18 protein-coding genes are annotated in these 22,614 nt (G+C 47.0%); 7 read left to right on the top strand and 11 right to left on the bottom strand.

Going from position 1 to position 22,614, the window contains the following annotated elements; translation table 11 throughout:
• The 3 genes from Q4Q52_RS18145 to prfB all read right to left on the bottom strand — a co-directional run.
• Positions 1-155, bottom strand: a 155-nt coding sequence (locus Q4Q52_RS18145; RefSeq protein WP_311991278.1) for a transposase, incomplete at its 3' end; no start/stop codon positions are given.
• A 284-nt stretch (positions 156-439) separates the two neighbouring features.
• The gene (gene lysS / locus Q4Q52_RS18140; RefSeq protein WP_006080389.1) at positions 440-1,942 is read right to left on the bottom strand and encodes a lysine--tRNA ligase; all 1,503 of its coding nucleotides are present in this window, start codon (positions 1,940-1,942) and stop codon (positions 440-442) included.
• Between the two features lie 28 nt (positions 1,943-1,970).
• Positions 1,971-3,069 (bottom strand): peptide chain release factor 2 gene (prfB, locus tag Q4Q52_RS18135; protein ID WP_006080387.1). Its coding sequence is split into 2 segments (ribosomal slippage): positions 1,971-2,993 and positions 2,995-3,069, totalling 1,098 coding nucleotides; the frame shifts between segments, so codons are not numbered across the junction.
• Between the two features lie 537 nt (positions 3,070-3,606).
• Between prfB and fdhF the strand changes: the two genes are divergently transcribed.
• Positions 3,607-7,884, top strand: a complete 4,278-nt coding sequence (gene fdhF / locus Q4Q52_RS18130) for a formate dehydrogenase subunit alpha (RefSeq protein WP_311991276.1) — start codon at positions 3,607-3,609, stop codon at positions 7,882-7,884.
• A gap of 186 nt (positions 7,885-8,070) precedes the next feature.
• On the opposite strand, the gene Q4Q52_RS18125 is transcribed toward fdhF, so the two are convergent.
• The 5 genes from Q4Q52_RS18125 to ohrR all read right to left on the bottom strand — a co-directional run bounded on the left by Q4Q52_RS18125 (position 8,071) and on the right by ohrR (position 14,300).
• Positions 8,071-9,735 carry a methyl-accepting chemotaxis protein gene (locus Q4Q52_RS18125; protein ID WP_311991275.1) on the bottom strand — a complete coding sequence of 555 codons (1,665 nt, stop codon included), beginning with the start codon at positions 9,733-9,735 and terminating at the stop codon, positions 8,071-8,073.
• Between the two features lie 127 nt (positions 9,736-9,862).
• Complete coding sequence (chrA, locus tag Q4Q52_RS18120; protein WP_311905192.1) at positions 9,863-11,011, bottom strand: chromate efflux transporter; 1,149 nt, start codon at positions 11,009-11,011, stop codon at positions 9,863-9,865.
• Positions 11,012-11,211: 200 nt separating this feature from the next.
• Positions 11,212-12,384 (bottom strand): 23S rRNA (uracil(747)-C(5))-methyltransferase RlmC, encoded by a 1,173-nt coding sequence (gene rlmC / locus Q4Q52_RS18115; RefSeq protein WP_311905193.1) that lies wholly within the window; start codon positions 12,382-12,384, stop codon positions 11,212-11,214.
• 109 nt (positions 12,385-12,493) lie between these two features.
• Complete coding sequence (locus Q4Q52_RS18110; RefSeq protein WP_311905194.1) at positions 12,494-13,669, bottom strand: FAD-dependent oxidoreductase; 1,176 nt, start codon at positions 13,667-13,669, stop codon at positions 12,494-12,496.
• A gap of 133 nt (positions 13,670-13,802) precedes the next feature.
• The gene (gene ohrR, locus Q4Q52_RS18105) at positions 13,803-14,300 is read right to left on the bottom strand and encodes a hydroperoxide resistance transcriptional regulator OhrR (RefSeq protein ID WP_311899790.1); all 498 of its coding nucleotides are present in this window, start codon (positions 14,298-14,300) and stop codon (positions 13,803-13,805) included.
• A 139-nt stretch (positions 14,301-14,439) separates the two neighbouring features.
• Here ohrR and Q4Q52_RS18100 point away from each other — a divergent pair, with 139 nt between their 5' ends.
• From Q4Q52_RS18100 to Q4Q52_RS18090, 3 genes are all read left to right on the top strand, one after another.
• Positions 14,440-14,865, top strand: a complete 426-nt coding sequence (locus Q4Q52_RS18100; RefSeq protein WP_311899791.1) for an organic hydroperoxide resistance protein — start codon at positions 14,440-14,442, stop codon at positions 14,863-14,865.
• A gap of 274 nt (positions 14,866-15,139) precedes the next feature.
• On the top strand, positions 15,140-16,573 hold the full coding sequence (locus Q4Q52_RS18095) for a cytochrome C biosynthesis protein (protein ID WP_311905195.1): 1,434 nt from the start codon (positions 15,140-15,142) through the stop codon (positions 16,571-16,573).
• 122 nt (positions 16,574-16,695) lie between these two features.
• Positions 16,696-16,881: a cytoplasmic protein gene (locus tag Q4Q52_RS18090; RefSeq protein WP_106651481.1), complete on the top strand. Its 186-nt coding sequence runs from the start codon at positions 16,696-16,698 to the stop codon at positions 16,879-16,881.
• An 82-nt stretch (positions 16,882-16,963) separates the two neighbouring features.
• Here Q4Q52_RS18090 and Q4Q52_RS18085 read toward each other — a convergent pair whose 3' ends face one another.
• The 3 genes from Q4Q52_RS18085 to Q4Q52_RS18075 are packed head-to-tail and all read right to left on the bottom strand — an operon-like array spanning position 16,964 to position 18,247.
• Positions 16,964-17,254 (bottom strand): hypothetical protein, encoded by a 291-nt coding sequence (locus tag Q4Q52_RS18085; protein WP_311905196.1) that lies wholly within the window; start codon positions 17,252-17,254, stop codon positions 16,964-16,966.
• Positions 17,255-17,285: 31 nt separating this feature from the next.
• Entirely contained in the window at positions 17,286-17,831 is a 546-nt protein-coding gene (locus tag Q4Q52_RS18080) for a methyltransferase domain-containing protein (RefSeq protein ID WP_311991274.1), read from the bottom strand.
• Between the two features lie 5 nt (positions 17,832-17,836).
• Entirely contained in the window at positions 17,837-18,247 is a 411-nt protein-coding gene (locus Q4Q52_RS18075; protein WP_311991273.1) for a hypothetical protein, read from the bottom strand.
• Between the two features lie 498 nt (positions 18,248-18,745).
• On the opposite strand from Q4Q52_RS18075, the gene fccA reads away from it, so the two are divergent.
• The 3 genes from fccA to Q4Q52_RS18060 all read left to right on the top strand — a co-directional run bounded on the left by fccA (position 18,746) and on the right by Q4Q52_RS18060 (position 22,597).
• Positions 18,746-20,536, top strand: coding sequence for a fumarate reductase flavoprotein subunit FccA (gene fccA, locus Q4Q52_RS18070; RefSeq protein WP_261272204.1), 1,791 nt, complete (start codon positions 18,746-18,748; stop codon positions 20,534-20,536).
• A 265-nt stretch (positions 20,537-20,801) separates the two neighbouring features.
• Positions 20,802-21,791: a 2-hydroxyacid dehydrogenase gene (locus Q4Q52_RS18065; protein ID WP_311991272.1), complete on the top strand. Its 990-nt coding sequence runs from the start codon at positions 20,802-20,804 to the stop codon at positions 21,789-21,791.
• Positions 21,792-21,859: 68 nt separating this feature from the next.
• Positions 21,860-22,597: a dienelactone hydrolase family protein gene (locus Q4Q52_RS18060; protein WP_311991271.1), complete on the top strand. Its 738-nt coding sequence runs from the start codon at positions 21,860-21,862 to the stop codon at positions 22,595-22,597.
• Positions 22,598-22,614 lie beyond the last annotated feature (17 nt).

Raw genomic sequence — 22,614 nt, 5'->3', positions numbered from 1 at the left:
ACCTCACAACCCTTCATATTGCAAAGGATATAAATTGACCTGTATAACTCCTTACCAAGGTTTCCTTTTAATATTTTAAAACGGTACTTCGGAGTCCAAACAATATGATATTTGCAACGCCAATAAACATGTGATGAACTTCTATAATCGCCCATGCTTTTCGTTTCCTCTTACTTGTGGTGAATAAGAAGTCTCTTTTAGCATGGGCGTAATTCAGGCTATAGCCTCAAGGAACAATCACCACCGCCAGAGGCGGTGGTTTTGGGATGACAACAAAAAACCAGCCAAATGGCTGGTTTTTATGGGGCATATCATCGCCGTGATGGGTAGGTAATTCCTAAACTCACTGCAAACTCAACTTATTACGACTTGCTAGCAGTCGCGTAGCTAAGGCTAATGCAACAAAATGTACAACGACGAAATACCTGGTTCGACTGCATTACGCCTGTGGGCGCATCGCTGGGAACAGGATCACGTCACGGATAGTATGAGTGTTAGTGAACAACATCACTAAACGGTCGATACCAATACCTTGACCTGCCGTTGGTGGTAAACCGTGTTCCAGTGCAGTGATATAGTCTGCATCGTAGAACATAGCTTCATCGTCGCCGGCATCTTTCGCGTCAACCTGCGCTTTAAAGCGGTTGTCTTGATCTTCAGCATCGTTCAGCTCGCTAAAGCCGTTAGCCACTTCGCGGCCACCGATGAAGAATTCGAAACGGTCAGTGATGAAATGGTTGTCATCATTACGACGTGCCAATGGTGAAATGTCCGCTGGGTAGCCAGTGATGAACGTTGGTTGCATCAATTGCCATTCAGCAGTTTCACCGAAGATTTCTTCAAGCAGCTGACCACAAGTCCAGAACTTCTCAATCTTCATGCCTAAGCTTTTCGCTAAATCGCGCATGAATTCAACATCTTTCACTTGCTCATAGGTCATAGCTTGGATAGTCGCGTTATCAGGATTGTACTTCTGAATCGCTTCTAACATGCTTAAACGTGCGTATGGGCCGCCGAAATCGACTGTGTGCTCGCCGTATGGCATTTGCGCACTGCCAAGCAGTTCGATAGCAATCGAGCTGAGCATTTCTTCGGTTAAGTCCATCAGATCTTTGTAGTCTGCATAAGCCATATAGAATTCCATCATAGTGAATTCTGGGTTATGACGTGGCGACAGACCTTCGTTACGGAAGTTACGGTTGATTTCGAACACACGCTCAAAACCACCAACCACTAAACGCTTCAGGTATAATTCTGGCGCGATACGCAGGTACATTGGCATGTCTAAGGCGTTGTGATGGGTGATAAAAGGACGAGCCGAAGCGCCACCTGGGATCACGTGCATCATAGGGGTTTCAACTTCCATGAACTCTTTTTTGATCATGAAGTTACGGATTGCAGAAACCACTTTAGAACGCATGATGAAGGCATTGCGCGAATCTTCGTTAACGATCAGATCCACGTAACGTTGACGGTAGCGCATTTCTTGATCGGCAAGACCATAATAGTCCGCAGGCAATGGGCGCAGTGCCTTGGTCAGTAGCTCGTACTGTTCCATGTTGACGTATAAGTCACCTTTGCCAGACAAATGCAACTGACCGGTTACACCGATAATGTCACCGATATCCAGACCTTGAAAACGCTCTTTCAAATCAGCTTGTACGCTTTTTTCAGCATAGGCTTGAATACGGCCAGACACGTCTTGGATCACTAAGAAAGGACCACGTTTTGCCATAATGCGGCCAGCAATGCTGGTCTTAAAACCTAAGGCTTCGAGTTCTTCTTTAGTGTTTTGACCATACTGTGCTTGCAGTTCAGCCGCTTTATGGGTGCGACGGAAAGTATTTGGATGCGCATTAGCGCTACAGTTTGGGCGAATGCTTTCTAGCTTGGCACGGCGCTCGGCGATCAGTTTGTTCTCATCAATTACTTGTTCAGTCATCTTATTTCTCGTCTATACCTTGAATTAATTACAGCCCAGATTTCAAACTGGCTTCGATAAACTTATCCAGATCGCCATCGAGTACCGCTTGAGTGCTACGGTTTTCAACGCCTGTGCGTAAGTCTTTAATGCGGGCATCGTCTAATACATAAGAGCGAATTTGACTGCCCCAGCCGATATCAGACTTAGCGTCTTCTGCGGCCTGTTTGTCGGCATTTTGCTTGAGCATTTCTAACTCAAACAGTTTTGCTTTCAGCTGCTTCATCGCAGCGTCTTTGTTCTTGTGCTGTGAACGGTCGTTCTGACACTGCACAACTGTGTTAGTCGGTAAGTGGGTAATACGAATCGCCGATTCTGTTTTGTTAACGTGCTGACCACCCGCGCCCGATGCGCGGTAAGTGTCGATACGCAGATCCGATGGGTTGATATCGATAGTGATATCGTCGTCGATTTCTGGGTAAACGAACACAGAGCAGAATGACGTATGACGACGACCCGATGAGTCGAATGGCGACTTACGCACTAAGCGGTGCACGCCCGTTTCGGTACGTAACCAACCGAACGCATATTCGCCAGTGAACTTAATGGTCGCGCCTTTAATACCGGCCACGTCACCATCAGTCACTTCCATCAACTCTGGGCTAAAACCATGGGCTTCGCCCCAACGCAGGTACATACGCAGCACCATGTTGGCCCAATCTTGGGCTTCGGTACCACCACTGCCAGACTGAATGTCTAAATAACAGTTTGACGCATCTTGCGGGCCGGAGAACATACGGCGGAATTCGAGATCGGCAAGGCGGCTTTCGAGATAATCCAGCTCTTTACTGGTTTCGTTGAACGTGTCTTCGTCTTCCTCTTCAATAGCCAGCTCGAGTAAGCCTTCAACATCTTCAAGACCTGAGTCCATATCGTCTATGGTTTTGACCACAGCTTCTAGGCTGGCGCGCTCTTTGCCTAAGGCTTGGGCGCGCTCTGGGTCATTCCACACTTCTGAACTTTCAAGCTCACGGGTAACTTCTTCTAGACGCTCATTTTTGGCATCGTAGTCAAAGATACCCCCTAAGAAGCTGCGTGCGCTCGGCAAGCTCCTTAATTTTGAATTTTACTGGATTAACTTCAAACATGAATTTTCAACTTTCTTTATTTGGCCGCTTTAATTGATCTTCCACTAAAAGAGGCAGTGATTAACAGTATTTGCAACCGCGCATTTTAACCTAACCAGGCTGGTAAACCTAGGGGGGCACTGTTCATTAAATGGGATAACGAGGATTATTTTCCGGCCTAAAAGACCACATTGCCACCGCCGAGACTAACAAAAAGCGCGGAGTTAAGACTGTGATCTTACTTAAATTTAGCTAAGCCAAGTGATTCAGTAGGCCAAACGCGCCCCAAAGTACGACTAACTTACCAAGAAAACATTCTTAATATCAATTAATTACCACTAAAAAGCCCAAATACCACCAACCTAATCACGGCTCAATTCGAACAAACATTCATCAGCGCACAGTCTGCACTAGGTTTGTGATTCAAGCTGCAATTCTGTTGCAAACTTCCCTCGCCCATAAGCGTCTTCTAAAGCTGTCTAGGTATACTCGAAGCAACCTAAGCCTGCAGCCCCGCGCTATAGCAGCTAAGCACCCTACATATAAAAAGGCCATGGGATGATAGAACTTCGAATTGATGACCAAGTGTTATCGGTTAACTCGACCGATAACCTACTGCAAGCGGCGCATGCTGCGGGCATAGCCATACCCAGCTTATGTGATCCCAGCGCAGCCTCGCAGCAATTAGGCACTCATGCACACACTCACGCACAAGCAGACAAGCAAGCCTGCAATTTGTGTGTCGTCCAAATTGAAAATGCCGATGCCAGTTTGCGCTGCGTACGCGCCTGCGAAACGCTGGTCGCAGCGGGCATGCGGGTGATAACTCAGTCCGAATGGTTAAGTCAACAGCGCAAACAAGCGCTGACTGAAATCTTGAGTGATCACTTCGCCGATTGCGAAGCCCCGTGCCAACAGGCATGCCCTGCGGGCGTCGATGTGCAGAGTTACCTGTATCACATCGCCCAAGGCAACCATACCGAAGCCGTTAAAGTCATTAAACAAACCTTGCCACTGCCGCTATCTATTGGCCGAGTTTGCCCCGCTTTTTGTGAGGCACAATGTCGCCGTGGGCTTGTCGATGAGCCCATCGCTATTCGTCAATTAAAACGCCACGCCGCTGATCTCGATCTCGCCGATGGCGAAAAGGGCGGCACGAGTTATGTGCCGCCACGCCAAGCCGACACGGGCAAAAAAGTCGCGATTATCGGGGCGGGCCCAGCAGGGTTAAGTGCCGGATATTACTTATCAAACCAAGGCCATAGCGTTGAGATATTCGAAGCCATGCCACAAGCGGGTGGCTGGCTGCGCTATGGTATTCCTGAGTATCGTTTGCCTAAGGCGATACTCGATAAAGAAATCGAACTCTTGTGCCATAACGGCTTAACCATACATACAGACACGCGCCTCGGCCATGAGGTGCATTTAAATCAATTAGTTGAAGATTTCGATGCCGTCTGTCTTGCGATCGGCGCCCAAAAAGCCGTGCCTATGGATTATCCCGGCAGCACACTCAAAGGTTGCTACTTAGGTGTCGATTACTTAAAAGATCATTGTCTCGACAAGGCACTCCTACTGGGTAAAAAAGTCGCCGTCATTGGCGGCGGCAATACCGCTATCGATTGCGCCCGCACTGCGGTGCGTGAAGGTTGCGATGTCACCTTAATTTACCGCCGCACCCGCGCAGAAATGCCCGCCGAAGCTTACGAAGTACACGAGGCCGAAGTCGAAGGGGTGAAGTTTCATTTTTTAACCAATCCGCTTGAAAACCATAGCGATGCTCACGGCAGAGTCCATTCAGTCACCTTCGCGAAGATGGCACTCGGCGAAGCCGATGCCTCTGGCAGACGCGCTCCCGTTGATACCGGTGAAACCTTTACCCAAGATTTTGATACTGTAATAGCCGCAGTATCGCAAACTCCCGATATGAGTTTTATGCAAGATCCCGAGAGCCACTTAAGCCAAGGCACACTTGCTCTCAGCCGCTGGAATACCTTTATTGGCTGCGAGCACACTATGTCATCCGGGGTTGAAAAGCTCTTTGTGGTGGGCGATGCGCGCCGCGGTCCAGCCACCGCTGTTGCCGCCATAGGTGATGGTCATAAAGCCGCCATCGCCATAAATAAATTACTCAAACAAGGTCTAAGCTGTGAGTTGCATGCCACTGAATTTAATTCATCAAAAGTCATCAGCAAAGCGGTGACACAATACTTGCCCGCTACCGATCTTTATCCCGCCGTACCGCGTAAAGTCCGTTTAACCATGCCCGAGCTGAGTGCGGTGCAGCGTTTACTCAATTACGGCGAAGTCGAGCTAGGCTTTGATCCCGATGCCGCCATGCAAGAAGCCGCGCGCTGCCTCGAATGCGCCTGCCAAGCCAATACGGATTGCAAGTTAAGGGACTATGCGACCGATTACCATGTCGAACCTAAGTCACTCAGCACTCAAAGCGCGCGTAAGTTTTCGGTCGATAAATCGAGTCCGTTCATTCAATTTGATGCAAATCGTTGTATTAGCTGCGGTAAGTGCGTCGATGTGTGCCAGCTGCAGAGTGGCCATTGTGCGATTCAATTTGCCCATGATTCCTATCAAGCGCTGCCGCAAGACATAAGCGAAACCGCCACGCGCCGTGCACCGAGAGTCGGCTTTAGCGCTAGCATGGCCGACAGCAAATGTGTGCAATGCGGCAACTGTGTGCAGGTTTGTCCAACGGGCGCACTCGTCGATGCGCGGGATAAACGCCAAGGCAATGAAACGCCACTCAAAACCGCCTCAACGATTTGTACCTATTGCGGTGTAGGCTGTCGGCTTGACCTTAAAATCGATACCAGCACTAATCAGATCCGTCATATCGAGGGCAACAAAGAGTCTGTGGTTAACCAAGGCATGCTCTGCGTCAAAGGGCGATTTGGTTTCGATTTTATTCACAGTGAAAAACGCCTCACCACGCCACTCATTCGTATAAATGGCCAACTCACACCAAGTAGTTGGCCTGAAGCCATCGCCTATGTGGCCGAACATTTACAGCAAATAAAACAGCAATATGGCAGTAATGCACTGGCAAGCTTAGCCTCGGCAAAAGCCACCAATGAAGAAAACTTCCTGCTGCAAAAATTTGTCAGAAGCATACTCGGCACCAATAACATCGACCATTGCGCCCGCCTGTGTCATTCATCCACAGTCACTGGGCTACAGCAAAGTATCGGCAATGGCGCCATGACCAATGACATTCCGAGCATTCAAGCATCGGATGTGATTTTTATCATAGGCTCAGACACCAGCAGTGCTCACCCGATCATCGCCTCGAAAATCAAACAAGCCGTGGCTTTGCATGGTGCAAAATTAATGGTGGCCGATCCTAAACGTGTCGCGATTGCCGACAGTGCACAGCTTTATGTCGCCCACAGACCCGGCACTGACGTCATGCTACTCAATGCGATTATGGCGGAAATCATACGCAACGGCTGGCAGGATAAACGTTATATCGCTGAACGCACCGAAGGTGTGGATGCCCTCTATGCTGAACTGGAAAAAGCAGATTACAGCCTAGAAAATGCCGCCTTGATAACCGGCGTTACAGCCGAAGATATCGCCAGCATTGCCCGCACCATAGGCACGGCTGAGAAAACCGCAGTCTACTATGCCATGGGCATTACCCAGCACACGACGGGACACGACAATGTCACCGCCATATCCAATCTACAACTTCTATGCGGCAATATTGGAGTTGAAGGAGCGGGGATTAATCCACTGCGGGGACAAAGTAATGTGCAAGGTGCCTGTGACATGGGCGCACTGCCTAACTTCTTCAGTGGTTACCAAAAAGTCACTGACATTCATGCCAGAATGCGTTTCGAGGCACATTGGCAAACGCCGTTATCGGGAGAAATTGGCGTGACCGCAACCCATATGATGCATGATATTTCCAAAGGGAAAATCAAGGCTTTATATGTAATGGGCGAAAACCCCGTATTAAGCGACCCAGATCAAGCCCATGTGCTTAGGGCGCTTAATGCGATCGACTTTTTAGTGGTGCAGGATATCTTTCTCACCGAAACCGCCGAGCTTGCCGACGTGGTTCTGCCCGCCGCAGCCTTTGTCGAAAAACGCGGTCATTTCACTAATACTGAACGACGAGTGCAGCGACTCGAACAAGCCCTGCTACCGCCAAGTGAGGTCCGGCCCGATTGGCAAATTGTCCAAGCCATTGCCAATGCGATGGGTGCCGCTTGGGATTACCCTAATGAAGAAGCGATTTGGCAGGAAATCAATGAGCTGACACCACAATATCGCGGCATTACTTGGCAGCGATTAAGAACTGGAGTTGACGGTAAAATTCCCCAAGGTATTCAATGGCCTTGCCCAGATGAAACCCATCCGGGAACGCCCATCATGCACCAAGGCCAATTCACCCGCGGCTTAGGTAAGTTCACGCCAGTGAGTTATCGCTTACCCGCAGAAATGCCCTGTAGTGAGTACCCGCTCACTCTCTCAACCGGACGTTTACTGGAACAGTTCCACACAGGCACCTTAACCCGTAAAACGGCTGGACTTGACTTACTCGGCTCGCCTAAGGTAATGATTTCAGTCTATGACGCCGAGCAACTCGGCATAGGCAATGGCGATAAAATCAAACTCACTACCCGTCGCGGTGAAATTGAAATCGACGCCTTTGTGACGAAAAGAGCTCAAGCTGGCGTACTATTCCTGCCCTTCCACTTTGTGGAAGCGGCGGCGAATAAACTCACCATCAATGCACTCGATCCTGTAGCTTTTATCCCAGAATATAAGGTCTGCTCTGTGAGGGCAGAACGGCTTGCCGAGAAGATGGATTAAGGTGACGTACATTGACTAGAGTGAATTGACTTACTTGAATTGTCTAAAGTGAATGAGCTTGGATGAATTCACTAAGCTGAATTAACGGTTAACGCTTTTAAAAAATATATGATCCAAATAAAACGGGAGACCTTAAGTCTCCCGTTTTTAATCAAGATTACTGCAATTAAATCCTAAACTGTCCCACTAAATCTTAAACTGGCCCACTAACTTGCCCAAGTTAATGCCTTCTTCCGAGACTGTCATACTGATCCTAGCCGCATCTTCGCTGGAATGAAGTAGCTCATTCACAATCTCTTGGATGGCATACACGTTACGGTTAATTTCTTCGGTTACTGAGCTTTGCTCTGTCGCCGCGGCCGCGATTTGGGTACTCATGTCGTTAATCGCAGTCACAGCCGAAGTCACTGAACCCAGACTGTCGGAAATCGTGCGAGAAGAATCCACCGAACGCACGCAGCTTTGTTGACTCTCTTCCATCGCTTTCACGGCTTGGGTCACTAGCTTATGTAATGCCGATAACATCTCATTGATTTCTAACGTACTGGCTTGAGTGCGGCTGGCTAAGTTACGCACCTCATCGGCGACCACAGCAAAACCTCGGCCCTGTTCACCGGCACGGGCCGCTTCGATGGCGGCGTTTAATGCCAACAGGTTGGTCTGCTCGGCAATACCACCAATCACTGACAGTACGCTGTTGATTTTCTGGGATTGCTCGCTGAGTGATTTGATACTGCCCGCCGCATTATTGATTTGCGACATTAAAGAGGCAATTTCTTCAAGTGAAGCATCAACACAGCGCTGTGCATTCGCCACATCACCAGTAGCAGCGTGAGTCGCTTCGGCTACTTGAGTGGTATTCTTAGCCACTTCGTTCGCAGTGGAGGACATCTCAGTGATTGCAGTCACCACCTGATCGGTTTCATTGTTATGACTCACCAACTGGCTCGACATGACTTTAGTTTGATCATGAATCGCATTGGCTGCCGTTTTTACTTTTGCCGTCGCTGTCGCAACATCGCCGATAATATGCTGAAGTTTATCGACAAAGAGGTTAAAGGAGCGCCCAAGTTGAGCGATTTCGTCCTCCCCTTTTACGGCGAGTCGCTTGGTTAAGTCCCCTTCGCCCTTAGCAATATCATTTAAGTTATCGGCCATATTCTTGATTGGCACGACCATACGGTGGGCGGCAATCATAATGATAAAGCCAGTAATACCCGTAAGGAAAAGCGCTATCAGCAAAATCGCGAAGGATTTTTCTGCCATTTGCTCAGTCACTGTCTCGCGATAATCTTCAACAACAGCTTCAATATCATCGATATATGCCCCAGTACCTAACATCCAGTCAGTACCAGGGATCATCATGACGTAACTGATTTTTTCAATCTGCTCATTAGTATTAGGTTTTTGATAGTAGTAGGAAAAACTACCATCACCACGTTTAGCTGCATCGAGCAGACCGACAATAATTTTAGTGCCTCGGGGATCTGTCATATCTATTTTATTTTGCCCTTCTAAGCTAGGAAGTAGGGCATGAAAAATATTTTTCCCTTGAGAGTCATACATGAAGAAGTAACCCGCACTGCCAAAACGTATGTCTCTTAGCGCTTGATTCACATTCCCTTGTTCTTTTAACGATAATTGATAATTCACTATGCCTGCGGCAATTTCGGTGGCTTCTTTAATTTGTTGTTTACGCTCATCGACGAGCTTAGTTTTAAAAGTGACCACTTCAGCGGCAAGTGCATCTTGTTCGACATAATAGGAAACCGACATCAATATGAGTAATGCGAGGATCAAAGGGAACAGCGATAGCAATAGTAATTTATTGCGTAAACTCAACTTAGACATGCTTGAATGCTCCAAAGGAATACAACTTGTATCTTTGGAGTATAGCTAACATTGTTATTTCTCTATGCGCTTAAAGTAACAAAATCTTAATCTTGCTCAATAAAACTTCAATTAATCGCCCCTCAGTTCACAGCAGATTTAGCAAGATCCCACACAAGCTAAAGCCTAAAACCAGCACCAGCATGGGTGGTTTAAATAACTTTAATGCACCAAAACCGAGCAATACCAAGGCCATATCTTTGCCCGAGAATACCGCCTGAGAAAAAACAGGTTGATAAAGCGCGGCCGCGAGTAAGCCAACAACGCAGGCATTGACGCCAGCAATCGCACCAGCAATTTTCGGTCTTGCCGCAATCGCATGCCAACTCTTCAGGCCCACCAGCATAAGGAGAAATCCGGGTAAAAAAATGGCAGCAGTCGCGATGCAAGCCCCCATAAAGGGCTTATCTAGCATGACTTCGGCGCCTAAAAAGGTCGCGAATGTGAACATAGGCCCAGGCACAGCTTGGGCAAAGGCATAACCCGTCAGAAAACGATCGCCGCCTATGGTATCGCCCACTGCTGTTTCTAGCAGAGGTAGTACAACATGACCGCCACCGAACACTAAACTCCCTACGCGGTAAAACTCGCTGAAGATCCAAGCCTCAGGTCCGAAATCCACCATAAAAAAACTGCCGATGAGTAACACAAAAAAGAGCAGTAAATACAGATAATTCAAGCGGATCGGTGCAAGCGGCGCAGTGTCATCTTGCGTCGCACTCAATTTATAAATACCGATAGTCGCAGCGCCGAGTAACAGGAGGATTTGCGTCCACATAAATGGCGCAATCAAAATCGCCGCAGCACTGATGAGCATTAACAAACGGGCGGATTTGCGTTGGCAGAACTGCTTAAACATGGCAAGAACGGCATCGGCAACCACAACGACGGCCATTAATTTAAGCCCATAAATCATCCCTTGAACATAATGATTCGCGAGCCATGCCGACGTTGTTACCGCCAGTAAGTACATCAAAATAAAGGAAGGTAGTGTAAAACCGGCAAAAGCTGCAAGCGCGCCAACAAGCCCGCCTCTTTGATAACCAATGGCAAAGCCCACTTGGCTCGACCCTGGCCCCGGCATAAATTGGCTTAAGGCAACCAGACTGGCGTAACGCTTATCATCGAGCCAACCGAGTTCATTTACGAAGGTCTGGCGAAAATAACCAATGTGCGCCGCAGGCCCGCCAAAACTCATCAAGCCCAAGGTAAAAAAGCGTAGGAAAATCTGTAGCATAAATCGCCGCCCATCAATGCATAAAGTGCTGAAGATTATGCCACTAAAAAGACATTATGATGAAGTTTCACGCGTGCAACGCAGATAAAAGCATAACAAGGGCTCCACACAGCAGAGTCCTTAAGATAGTTTGAGCGGATTTCAAGAATCGTAAAACGAATAAGTACAAATGCTTAGTGATAAATTGATGAGCTAAAAAATTAATCCTTCACCAACATGACTAGTACTTCGAAGTGATCCGTGTGGGGGAATAAATCAAATAGCTGCACTTTGGTTAAGTGATAGCCTTGAATATGTTCGAGATCTTTCGCTAAGGTTTGCGGATTACAGCTTGAATAGAGAATGGCCTTAGGGGCAAACTCGCTTAATGACTGGCATAAAGCCTCGCCAATACCGCGCCTCGGCGGATTAACTATGATCAAATCCGGCTTATCGGCAGCGCTTTTACCCTTAGCAAAGTCGGTGGAATCGAGCGCCATAAATTGCACGTTTTCGAGCCCCATCATCTGCGCTGACATTTGCGCGCAGGCAATCGCTTCAGCTTCAATTTCAATCCCTGTGAGGGTAATGTCATTGGATGCGCAGTGCAGTCCGAAACCGCCTACACCACAGAAGAGATCCCATAACGAATGAGGTGAAAACTCGGCAACCCATTCACGGGCGGTTTGATATAACTGAGCCGCAACGTGTGGATTGGTTTGGAAAAAGCTTTTAGGCCGAATGAACAAAGGCACATGATTAAAACGTTCTTCAAGCCTAGTATTCTCAGTTAAAAAAATCTCTTCATCACCCTCAAGTATTGCCATATGAACCGGTTGGATATTGACTGACACCACTTTTATTTGCGGATATTCCGCTAGTAATGCAGGTAATTCACGTTCGATACGTTCGATACTATTGGTGGACCGCAGTACAAACCGCAGTAGATATTCACCACGCACTTGACTGCGGGTCAGCAGAATAAATTTAAGTTCACCCTTGGCTCTATCTACCCGATAAGGAGGAAGTCCAGCCTGCTGCACAAAGCGTGTTAAGCGATGTAATAAATCTTGCATATCAGATGGATATAAAAGGCAGTCACAAAGATCTACCGCCTCGCCACTTGGGCTCATAATCCCCAGCACAGGCGCATGGGCGGCGCCTAAGGCTACCATTTTAGCTTTATTACGAAAGCCGCTGTCCTCGCCAATTACCGGCGGCTGAAAAATATCGGGTAAATTAGCTGGGATAAAAGGCGCAAGTAGTTGCTGTAAAGTTTGAGTCTTAACCGCCACTTGCTGCACCATAGGCTGTTGTATATGCCGGCAAGAAAGACACAAACCTTGGTTAAAATAACCACATTGCTTGATGGAATTTACAATAGCAGCACTCACGGCAGATCCTAGATATCAGTAAAAAAGCGCCACACTGTAGCGGTTTTACAGGTAAAAATCACCTTGAAGCATATTCAAATCAGCATCAAGTGCATAATTCACGGCGCACTCAAGATAGGGTGAGTTTATCAACATCAGCAATAGACTGCCGCTTACCGAGGGCCTTTTCAATCCATTCAAGTACTTCTGCCGAGGTACTGCGAAACGTCGTTAACTTACCGCCGTATAAACTGAGTATTCGCGGATGGGAAATTGATGTTTTCATCAAGGTATCCCGCGGTCGCTCAAAGGCTTGGCTATTTTGCTTAGGTAAAACCCGAATACCGCAGAAAGTTTTGGTTATTAGCGCCTTGAGCTCATCAATCTCCGGCGTTAGCGGGAAGTAATGCTTATAAATACCAAGCAGATAATTAATTTCAGATTCGGTCGCCTCGGGCGGCTTATCTAAAGAAGTTAATTCAGTTTCTGTGGTACCGACTAAGGTTTGTCCGTACCAAGGCATCACAAAAATTACCCGTTTATCGAAGCATGACTCTAAGTACAAGATGCCATCGGGCGCGGGAATATTCAGCAACACATGAGCACCTTGTACCCAATCGAGTTCAACACCCGCAAGTGGGGGCAAGACTTTGCTTAAAACAGCATTTACCCAAGGACCTGCAGCATTAATCACAAGCTTCGCCTCGGCTTTATGGATTTCGCCCCTGTGGCTAAAACTCAGCTCACAGGTCTCGCGCTTGTGTTCCAACTCAAGAAATTCAGCCTCGGCATACACTTCAGCGCCCAGTGCCTGCGCGCTGCGCGCCACCGCTTGAGTGAGCAATTTATCGTCGGTCTGCGCATCCCAGTACTGAAATACGGCTTTTAATCCAGAGAGTTTTAATCCCTTGAAACGATGCCAATGCACGGCAGGCACTGACACAAATTGGCCTAAAGGATCAAATTCACTCAGCAGTGCATACATGCTTAAGCCTGCGCGAATGGTCCAAGGACTGCGCTGACTGTTGTCGTACACGGGAATATAAAAAGGCACAGCTTTAACCAGAGTGGGCGCAAGATTGAGTAAATGGCGCCGTTCAAGCAAGGACTTGCGGACTAAATTGATTTGCCCGGTTTCTAAATAACGCAAGCCGCCGTGGATAAGTTTGCTGGAATTAGCCGAGGTTTGGCCGCCAATTTCCCCCTTTTCAATCAGCAAGGTGGAATAGCCCGCCGCTGCCGCATATTGGGCAATGCCGACACCGCTGATCCCACCGCCAATAATGGCTATATCGAAACTGGCCATAACTCACTCTCGCTAACCTTCCATAGACGACCGACCTACTGAGCCTCAAACATTCAATCAAGCTCAGTCGAACAGCTAATAAGCGTTAATATGTCAATAAGTTAGTCTTAGATCAAATCTCGACGATAAGAGTTTAATCAATACTGGCATGTAATTGTTTAAGTGCTTGATCACACATGGCCTTTAAGGCTTGTAACTCGCTCGCCTCACCGCCGACTTTGCAACGCATTAAATGGGGAATTTCACTGGCCTGCGCTTTAAGGGCAAGCCCTGCTGGCGTTAAGGCGAGCACTCTCACACGCTCATCCTGTTCGCTACGACCACGAGTCACTAATCCTTTAGATTCTAGCCGCTTCAGCAATGGCGTTAACGTGCCTGAATCGAGGAAAAGTTTATCGCCTAAGGTTTTGACACTAATGCCCTGCTCTTCCCATAGCACTAGCATGACCAAGTACTGCGGATAGGTTAGATCTAATTTGTCCAACAAAGGGCGATAGGCACGCACCATAGCATTTGCAGCACTATAAAGAGAGAAGCACACTTGATTCTCAAGACATAAGGCATTCTCTGTGCTGGTATTTTCGGCCATATCGACAGTATTAACACGGGTGTTGGGTTGAGTTGTTGCCATAGGAAGATCCGACAAATTAAATATATTGCGCACAATATACTTGCATTCACACCAAAGATCGAATTATAGTTTATCACAATTGAATTGCGCACAATTTAAATCGATTTACTTAATCCTTAACCTCAGAAGGTCTAATACTATGAAAACACTTTATGAAACACGTGCCACAGCAAAAGCGGGTCGTCAAGGTCAAGTCAGCACTGATGATGGTTTACTGGATGTCGCTTTAGCCTATCCAAAAGCCATGGGCGGTAGCGGTCTCGCCACGAATCCTGAACAACTGTTTGCCGCAGGTTATGCCGCCTGTTTCTCAAACGCCATTCTGCATGTCGCTAAAATCGGCAAAGTGGATATTACACAAGCGCCAGTCAGTGCGATTGTCGGCATAGGTGCCAATGATGCTGGCGGTTTTGCATTAGCGGTTGCTTTAGAAGTCAGCTTAGATTTACCGCAAGAAGCCGCAGAAGCCCTAGTGCGTCATGCGCATCAAGTTTGTCCTTACTCTAACGCCACTCGCAATAATATCGACGTGAAACTCAGCGTAAATGGTGTTGCGTTAGGCTAACCATAATCCATCATAGACACTTGTTGATAACGTCAGAAATAGAGCACCCTCGGGTGCTCTATTCTTATTAGCCATTAACGACTCAAGCTGAGAGTGAATGTGCATCACACCATTTAACAGGGAGATAAACTGGTTTCAGTTCCCAAAAAATGGTTATTCGCGAGTTAACTAACACTTCTTAATATCTAATTTAATCAAAATGATTGATTTAAGTAGAGTAAGAGCTAATCGAACCGTTTGACGATACTTAAACCCACTCTCAGTGGGAGGCGCTATGACAAAATATCTATCGAAATTATCTCTGTTTTGCTCGCTATTATTCCTCTTTGCCTTTTCAATCCCTAGCTGGGCCGAGACAACACCAGCAAGCTCAGCGGATCGAACGTGGCATTATATAAATGGTCAGGGTGAGCTCAAAATTAAGCTGTATTTCTTCTGGTCTAAAACTTGCCCACACTGTGCAGAGGCCCATCCTTTCATCGATTCATTGCCGCAAAAATACCCTTGGATAGAACTTGAATCTCATATGGTGTCCGCACCAGGTGTGCAGGATATTTGGCAAAATATCGCCGCAAAAACTAATACAGAAGCACGTTCTGTACCCTATATGGCCAGTTGTGAAAAGGCCGTGGTGGGCTATTCGAGCGAAGCGGTCACGGGCGAGTTTCTCGTTAATCGACTGAAGAATTGTTATTTATCCCTTGGCGGTCAACTCAGCGAAGCGGACATGCCCACCAAAGGCGTTATCAGTACGAGCGCGAGTACAGAAACTAATGCGCCGCTCTTTGGCACTTGTGGCACAGATACTGGCGAAGGCACCTGTGATGCCACCAACTTAAAGGAGTCCGTTGCAGAGCCAGAAGTTCAACCCGTTGAATTACCTTTAGTAGGCGTAGTGACTCCCGAGACAATGTCTTTGCCGCTGCTCACCTTAGTGCTCGCAGGCGTGGATGCCTTTAACCCCTGCGCCTTCTTCGTTTTACTGTTTTTATTGTCGATCATGGTTAATGCCAAGAGTCGCAGCCGCATGTTGCTCGTCGGCGGGATTTTCGTGTTCTTCTCTGGCTTTATCTATTTCCTATTTATGACCGCATGGCTGAACATCTTCCAGCTGTTGGGCGCAGGCAGTGATGGCGGCATGATCATCTTAGCGGCGGGTTGTTTAGCCTTAATCGCTGGAGTCATCAACATCAAAGATTACTTCTTTACTAAGGGGGAAGTGACGCTGTCGATGTCGGCGGAAAATCGGACGAGTTTGATAAAGCGCATGGGGAAACTGTCTAACTCAAGTAGCTTAGGCGCCTTACTTATTGGCTCTACCGTACTAGCAGTCCTCGCCAACGCCTATGAACTGCTCTGCACCGCGGGCTTCCCGATGATCTACACCAGCGTGCTTTCTATGCACAATCTGCCAGACATTGAACGCTATATGTATCTGGTTTTATATAACATTGTGTATGTTATCCCGCTGGCGATTATCGTTATCGTCTTCAGCGCGACCTTAGGTAAACGTAAACTGACTGAAAAAGAAGGCCAAGCCCTAAAACTCATGTCAGGTGTGATGATGTTGGGTATGGGTATCGCGCTGGTTATCGACCCTACCGCACTTCAAAATGTGGCGCTGGCACTGGGGCTGATCTTAGGCTCATTGGGGATCACAGCCATTATTATTATCGGCCGCAAACTGTTTTCGGCTAAGGCCAAGTAATTGACGAAACAATCGACTAAATAATTAACAAAATAATGGATGATTGGCAAATTCATGGCTAACGGCTAAAGTTAACCTTGGGTTTGCCGATAAAGGGATCCAGCTTACAATCGAGGTTAGTTATGTCAATTTCACTGAATACCCAAGCTATCGCACCTAATCTAGAAAATGGTGCAATTGGCGTTAAGGTTGCTCAGTTAGCCAAAGAGCAGCAAAAAGCCGAAGGTCAAATAGCGGTAGATTTAATTGCAGCTGCGGCGCCAAAACCAGTAGGTAACGCAGGCCACAACATCAACACTACGGCCTAATTGTTAGCAATACAGCATTTAAAAAAGCGCCTCTGATTATCAAGGCGCTTTTTATTTTCTGTAACGGAAACGTCAGGCGAATTTAAGAAAAAGCGTTGCCATTCACATGCATAATCGTAAATGTCCACACCACGAACGCCAGCGGGATATGCACTAAGGCATAGAAAAACTGATCGAGTCGCCCCATTCCTTTTGCTAACCAAATCAAATACAAGTGCAATCCAATCACCAAAGGGAACAAAACTAACAGCGGATACAGAGCGACAGGGCTGGCATCGGAAAACAGGCTATGACTGAATAAAGCCCAAGCCACCATGACAGCGGTCGTAAGCGGCGGTGTTGCAATGCGATATTGCTCTGGATAGGGAAACATCCTACAACCTCTTGAGTCTCAATCGATAAACTTACGTTTTAGGTTTTCGTGCAATCAACTGTGCTTTATAACTGCTTTGAGTGGATTGCGGATCACATAATCGACCTTCAAAGTAATGTAAAGGTTGCCAGTTAGCAAATGCTGATTTGAGTTCATTTTCAGTCAGCAAGAAATTGGGGTTACGCGGCCGCCCACTCTCAGCCTGCTGTGTGGTAAAAGTTTCATAGACGATAAGGCCTGTAGCCTTAACCGCCTTGGCAATTTGCGGCAATAATGGCCGATGCAGATAATTGAATACTAACACTATGTCGTACTCTTCAATCGGTAGCGATGGCGCAGCCTCGGCTTCTAAATCCCATTGATATTTGCGGGCGTTCACATGCTCAATGTGCGACATGGCAGACAAATCCCTGTCGATAAACGTCACTTCTGCACCTTGCGCTAGAAACCACAAACCATTACGTCCAGAGCTGCAGGCAAGATCGAGTACTTTAAGTCCATCAAAGCGAGAAACAGGCCAAGTAAACTCAGTGATTAAGGCTGCGGGAGTCACGATTGGCGCATGGATTACAGACATTGCAATTAGCCCTTAATTTCTTTTTTCGAGTCGATTTGCCGACGATGCACAATAGAATAATGCCTGAGCCCTGCTGGACCATGGGACACAATCACGGACAAAAAGAGGATCGCGATTAACAACTCAGGCTTGAAATTAGCCAAAGGGACAAATAAACCAAGTAAGCCTACTTTTACTAAGGTTAACAAACCCTTAAGCTGAATTAACCAACGCCAATCACGCACAATGTCCCACAACATTAATATGCAGCCCGTCGTCATAGCGAGATACCAATAATTCAGCCATTGCGTTTTATCTACGCTTAATAAAATGCCACCACCGACACCGACGATCCCTAAAATATGCAATGCCCTTAAACTGGTTTTACTCAAACGTTGAACCCAAAAACGTTTTTCTGATATGCCTTGTTTGCGCATTACATCCCCTTAATAATCAACTGCGTAACATCTGGTTAAACTAATAATGCAACTCTATACAATAATGGCTGGATAATTAACATTATTTATAGAATACTCAAAAATAATTAAGTGACATACTCAAAGTGCTAAGTCACATTATAATATCTATTAAATACAAATAGATAAATCACATCACAAAACCAATAATTAATATCATTTTTATTTTTAAAAGTTAAAACCAATCCATTCAACATGTTAACTCGCGCAAGTTATACCGTATTCAATCAGTGACCAGTCTCAACTTCATTAATATTTCCCATCCGATTGCACATTTTAAATATGTTATTTTCGCTGCAACAAAGGTTATGTGATCTGAACACACATATACCTCTTTAGATAGTGCTAAATTTGCAAATGGAGAATGCTCTAACAGTGCGTGAGCTGCGTAAAAAATAAATATCACGCCACGATGAATAACCCTTATTAAGTAGATGAATGTACGGCGGAGGAACTACCATGTTCACAAGAAAGATTCAAAAAACAGCACTAGCCATGCTGATCTCTGGCGCAATGGCAGGAACTGCCTATGCTGCACCAGAAGTGCTAGCCGATTTTCACGGTGAAATGGGCAGTTGCGACAGTTGCCACGTCTCAGACAAAGGTGGCGTCAGCGATGACAACCTTAGCCATGAAAATGCCCAATGCGTTAGCTGCCACGGCGATTTAAAAGAACTGGCCGCCGCCGCACCTAAAGACAAAGTCTCACCCCATAAATCTCACTTGATTGGCGAAATTGCTTGTACAAGCTGCCATAAAGGCCATGAGAAATCAGTCACTTATTGCGATGCTTGCCACAGCTTCGGCTTCGATATGCCTTACGGCGGTAAATGGGAACGTAAGTTTGTTCCTGTTGATGCAGACAAAGCGGCACAGGATAAAGCCATTGCTGCTGGCGTAAAAGAAACCACTGATGTGGTTGTTATCGGTTCAGGTGGTGCAGGCCTTGCTGCTGCCGTCTCTGCCCGTGATGCTGGCGCGAAAGTGATTCTGCTCGAAAAAGAACCTGTCCCAGGTGGTAACACTAAGTTGGCCGCTGGCGGTATGAACGCTGCCGAAACGAAGGCGCAAACTAAGTTAGGTATTGAAGATAAGAAACAAATCATGATCGACGACACCATGAAAGGTGGCCGTAACATTAACGATCCTGAATTAGTGAAAGTGCTTGCAAATAACTCATCTGACTCTATCGATTGGTTAACCTCTATGGGTGCCGACATGACTGACGTGGGCCGTATGGGTGGTGCAAGTGTTAACCGTAGTCACCGCCCAACCGGTGGTGCTGGCGTAGGTGCACACGTAGCGCAAGTACTATGGGACAACGCAGTAAAACGTGGTACTGACATCCGCTTAAACAGCCGTGTTGTCCGTATTCTTGAAGATACGAAAGGCAATGTGACTGGCGTACTCGTTAAAGGCGAATACACTGGTTATTACATTATTAAAGCCGATGCTGTGGTTATTGCTGCCGGTGGTTTTGCGAAAAACAACGACCGCGTAGCTAAGTACGATCCTAAGTTAAAAGGCTTTAAAGCTACTAACCACCCAGGTGCAACCGGTGACGGCTTAGACGTGGCACTGCAAGCAGGCGCAGCAACTCGCGATTTAGAGTTCATTCAAGCTCACCCAACATACTCACCAGCGGGTGGTGTAATGATCACCGAAGCGGTACGTGGCAACGGTGCTATCGTGGTTAACCGTGAAGGTAACCGCTTTATGAACGAAATCACTACCCGTGATAAAGCGTCTGCCGCGATTCTGCAACAAAAAGGCGAAAGCGCTTATTTGGTATTCGATGACTCAATCCGTAAGAGCTTAAAAGCGATTGAAGGTTATGTGCATCTGAACATTGTTAAAGAAGGCAAAACCGTCGAAGAGTTAGCAAAACAAATCGATGTGCCCGCCGCAGAACTGGCAAAAACCATCACGGCATACAACGGTTTCGTGAAATCAGGTAAAGATGCGCAATTTGAACGTCCAAACCTACCACGCGAATTAGCAGTAGCACCTTTCTACGCATTAGAAATCGCACCTGCTGTTCACCACACTATGGGTGGTGTTGTGATTGATACTAAAGCCGAAGTGAAGAGCGAAAAAACCGGTAAACCAATCCAAGGCTTATATGCTGCAGGTGAAGTGACTGGCGGGGTTCACGGTGCTAACCGTCTTGGCGGTAACGCAGTATCAGACATTGTGACCTACGGCCGTATCGCCGGTGCTGAAGCGGCTAAATTCGCTAAAGATCACTAGTCACAAACCGTATAAGGGTTAACGGACTAACCCTTGGCTCTCAAAGCACGTCTTAAAATGCGAGAGTCCAGCTTGAACAACTCAAGCACAGATAGTCGATTCATAAGCGAGCCCTGATGGCTCGCTTTTTTTATCAACAGTTTTAGCCAATTGATGACAAAGCTCACTCTTTTAATAGCCAATTTTCTAAGGCTGAGGACAAAAAGCCCTAACTCACTTACACTCTTTGGCTGATAACTACATCAAAATCCGTTAGGTGACTGAAATGAGAATTGGATTCTTTAGCGCAAAACATTACGACATGCAGCATTTTAACCGCACAAATGCCGCGTTTGGTGCACAAATTGAGTATTTCGATTATCGCCTCTGCATGCAAACAGTGAAACTTGCTGAAGGGTTTGAAATCGTTTGTGCCTTCGTTAACGATTCACTTTGTGAAGAAGTCCTAGTCGAACTCGCCAAGGGCGGCACAAAAATTATCGCCATGCGCTGCGCAGGCTTTAACAATGTCGATTTAGTCGCCGCTAAACGCTTAGGCATGCAAGTCGTCAATGTGCCCGCTTATTCACCTGAATCCGTGGCCGAACACACAGTCGCGCTGATGTTGACGCTGAACCGCAAAATCCACAAAGCTTACCAACGTACCCGCGATGCCAATTTCTCCCTCGAAGGTTTAGTCGGTTTTAACATGTTCGGCAAAACCGTCGGCGTGATTGGTACGGGTAAAATCGGCGTGGCCACCATTAAAGTCTTGCTCGGTTTTGGCTGTAAAGTCATCGCCTACGATCCCTTTATCAATCCAGCGGTTGTCGCGCTGAATGTGGAATATCAAAATCTCGATTTTATTTATGCCAACAGCGATATCATCAGTTTGCATTGCCCGCTCACGGCCGATAACCGCCATTTGCTCAACCAAGCCAGCTTCGCCAAGATGAAACCCGGTGTCATGGTGATCAACACCAGTCGCGGTGGCTTACTCAATGCCTTCGATGCGATGGAAGCCTTAAAACTCGGCCAAATCGGTTCACTCGGACTCGATGTGTACGAAAACGAAAAAGGTTTATTCTTCGAAGATAAATCGAATGAGATCATTCAAGACGATGTATTCCGTCGATTATCTGCCTGCCATAACGTGATTTTTACGGGTCATCAAGCCTTCCTCACTGAAGAAGCCTTAGGCGCCATCGCCCAAACAACCTTGAGCAATGTAAAAGCGCTATGTGCAGGGAAACTCTCAGGTAACGAATTGTTTTAACTGACAGATAAAATCCTGACTGCTACAGTGAGGCTTCAACGTTTGAAGCCTCACAGAGAGAACTAAATATGTTAGTCACTCAGGAAACTCAGGATATCTCCACGCCTTCAGGGCTAATGCGCACTTATATCTACCGCCCAGAAGCACAGGGGCAATTCCCAAGCATCATCTTTTATTCCGAAATTTTTCAGCAAACGGCACCTATTGCACGCGCTGCGACAATTCTTGCTGGCCACGGTTTTGTGGTATTTGTGCCGGAAGTATTCCATGAACTCAATCCTTTAGGCACAGTGCTCGCCTACGATGAACCGGGTAAAGACAAAGGCAACGCCGATAAGTTTGCGAAACCTTTAGAACACCACGACAGCGACACCCAAGCATTAGTCGACTTTGCCCATCAACAAGCTTACTGCAATGGCAAAGTGGGCAGTATGGGCGTGTGTATCGGCGGCCACTTGGCCTACCGCGCCGCACTCAACCCCGCTATTTTAGGTGCATTTTGCCTCTATCCAACCGACATACACTCCAACACCCTGCCCTGCGCCTACGGCAATGACTCTCTGAGCCGCAGCGGTGATATTCAAGGGGAATTAGTGTTAGTGTTCGGCAAGCAAGATCCCCATGTATCAGCTGAAGGTCGAGTGTTAATCCACCAGCAATTAATGGCGCTGAACCGTAATTTCACTTGGCTTGAAGTTAACGCCCAACACGCCTTTATGCGTGATGAAGGCGAACGCTACGATCCCGCACTCGCACTGCAAATGTACCTGCAAGCGGTAGCGTTTTTTCACAGGGTGCTGCGATAATTAGCTTTGAAACGGCT

It is taken from the genome of Shewanella sp. SP1S2-4 (genome assembly GCF_031932075.1).
GTDB classification, from domain to species: domain Bacteria; phylum Pseudomonadota; class Gammaproteobacteria; order Enterobacterales; family Shewanellaceae; genus Shewanella; species Shewanella baltica.
Note: the sequence above shows the minus strand (reverse complement) of the source record. Positions and strands in the feature narration are given on the sequence as shown.

Coding starts and splice junctions, on each gene's coding strand:
- lysS (WP_006080389.1), bottom strand. CDS start 1,942: ATGACTGAACAAGTAATTGATGAGAACAAACTGATCGCCGAGCGCCGT.
- fdhF (WP_311991276.1), top strand. CDS start 3,607: ATGATAGAACTTCGAATTGATGACCAAGTGTTATCGGTTAACTCGACC.
- Q4Q52_RS18125 (WP_311991275.1), bottom strand. CDS start 9,735: ATGTCTAAGTTGAGTTTACGCAATAAATTACTATTGCTATCGCTGTTC.
- chrA (WP_311905192.1), bottom strand. CDS start 11,011: ATGCTACAGATTTTCCTACGCTTTTTTACCTTGGGCTTGATGAGTTTT.
- Q4Q52_RS18110 (WP_311905194.1), bottom strand. CDS start 13,669: ATGGCCAGTTTCGATATAGCCATTATTGGCGGTGGGATCAGCGGTGTC.
- ohrR (WP_311899790.1), bottom strand. CDS start 14,300: ATGGCAACAACTCAACCCAACACCCGTGTTAATACTGTCGATATGGCC.
- Q4Q52_RS18100 (WP_311899791.1), top strand. CDS start 14,440: ATGAAAACACTTTATGAAACACGTGCCACAGCAAAAGCGGGTCGTCAA.
- Q4Q52_RS18095 (WP_311905195.1), top strand. CDS start 15,140: ATGACAAAATATCTATCGAAATTATCTCTGTTTTGCTCGCTATTATTC.
- Q4Q52_RS18090 (WP_106651481.1), top strand. CDS start 16,696: ATGTCAATTTCACTGAATACCCAAGCTATCGCACCTAATCTAGAAAAT.
- Q4Q52_RS18085 (WP_311905196.1), bottom strand. CDS start 17,254: ATGTTTCCCTATCCAGAGCAATATCGCATTGCAACACCGCCGCTTACG.
- Q4Q52_RS18080 (WP_311991274.1), bottom strand. CDS start 17,831: ATGTCTGTAATCCATGCGCCAATCGTGACTCCCGCAGCCTTAATCACT.
- Q4Q52_RS18075 (WP_311991273.1), bottom strand. CDS start 18,247: ATGCGCAAACAAGGCATATCAGAAAAACGTTTTTGGGTTCAACGTTTG.
- fccA (WP_261272204.1), top strand. CDS start 18,746: ATGTTCACAAGAAAGATTCAAAAAACAGCACTAGCCATGCTGATCTCT.
- Q4Q52_RS18065 (WP_311991272.1), top strand. CDS start 20,802: ATGAGAATTGGATTCTTTAGCGCAAAACATTACGACATGCAGCATTTT.
- Q4Q52_RS18060 (WP_311991271.1), top strand. CDS start 21,860: ATGTTAGTCACTCAGGAAACTCAGGATATCTCCACGCCTTCAGGGCTA.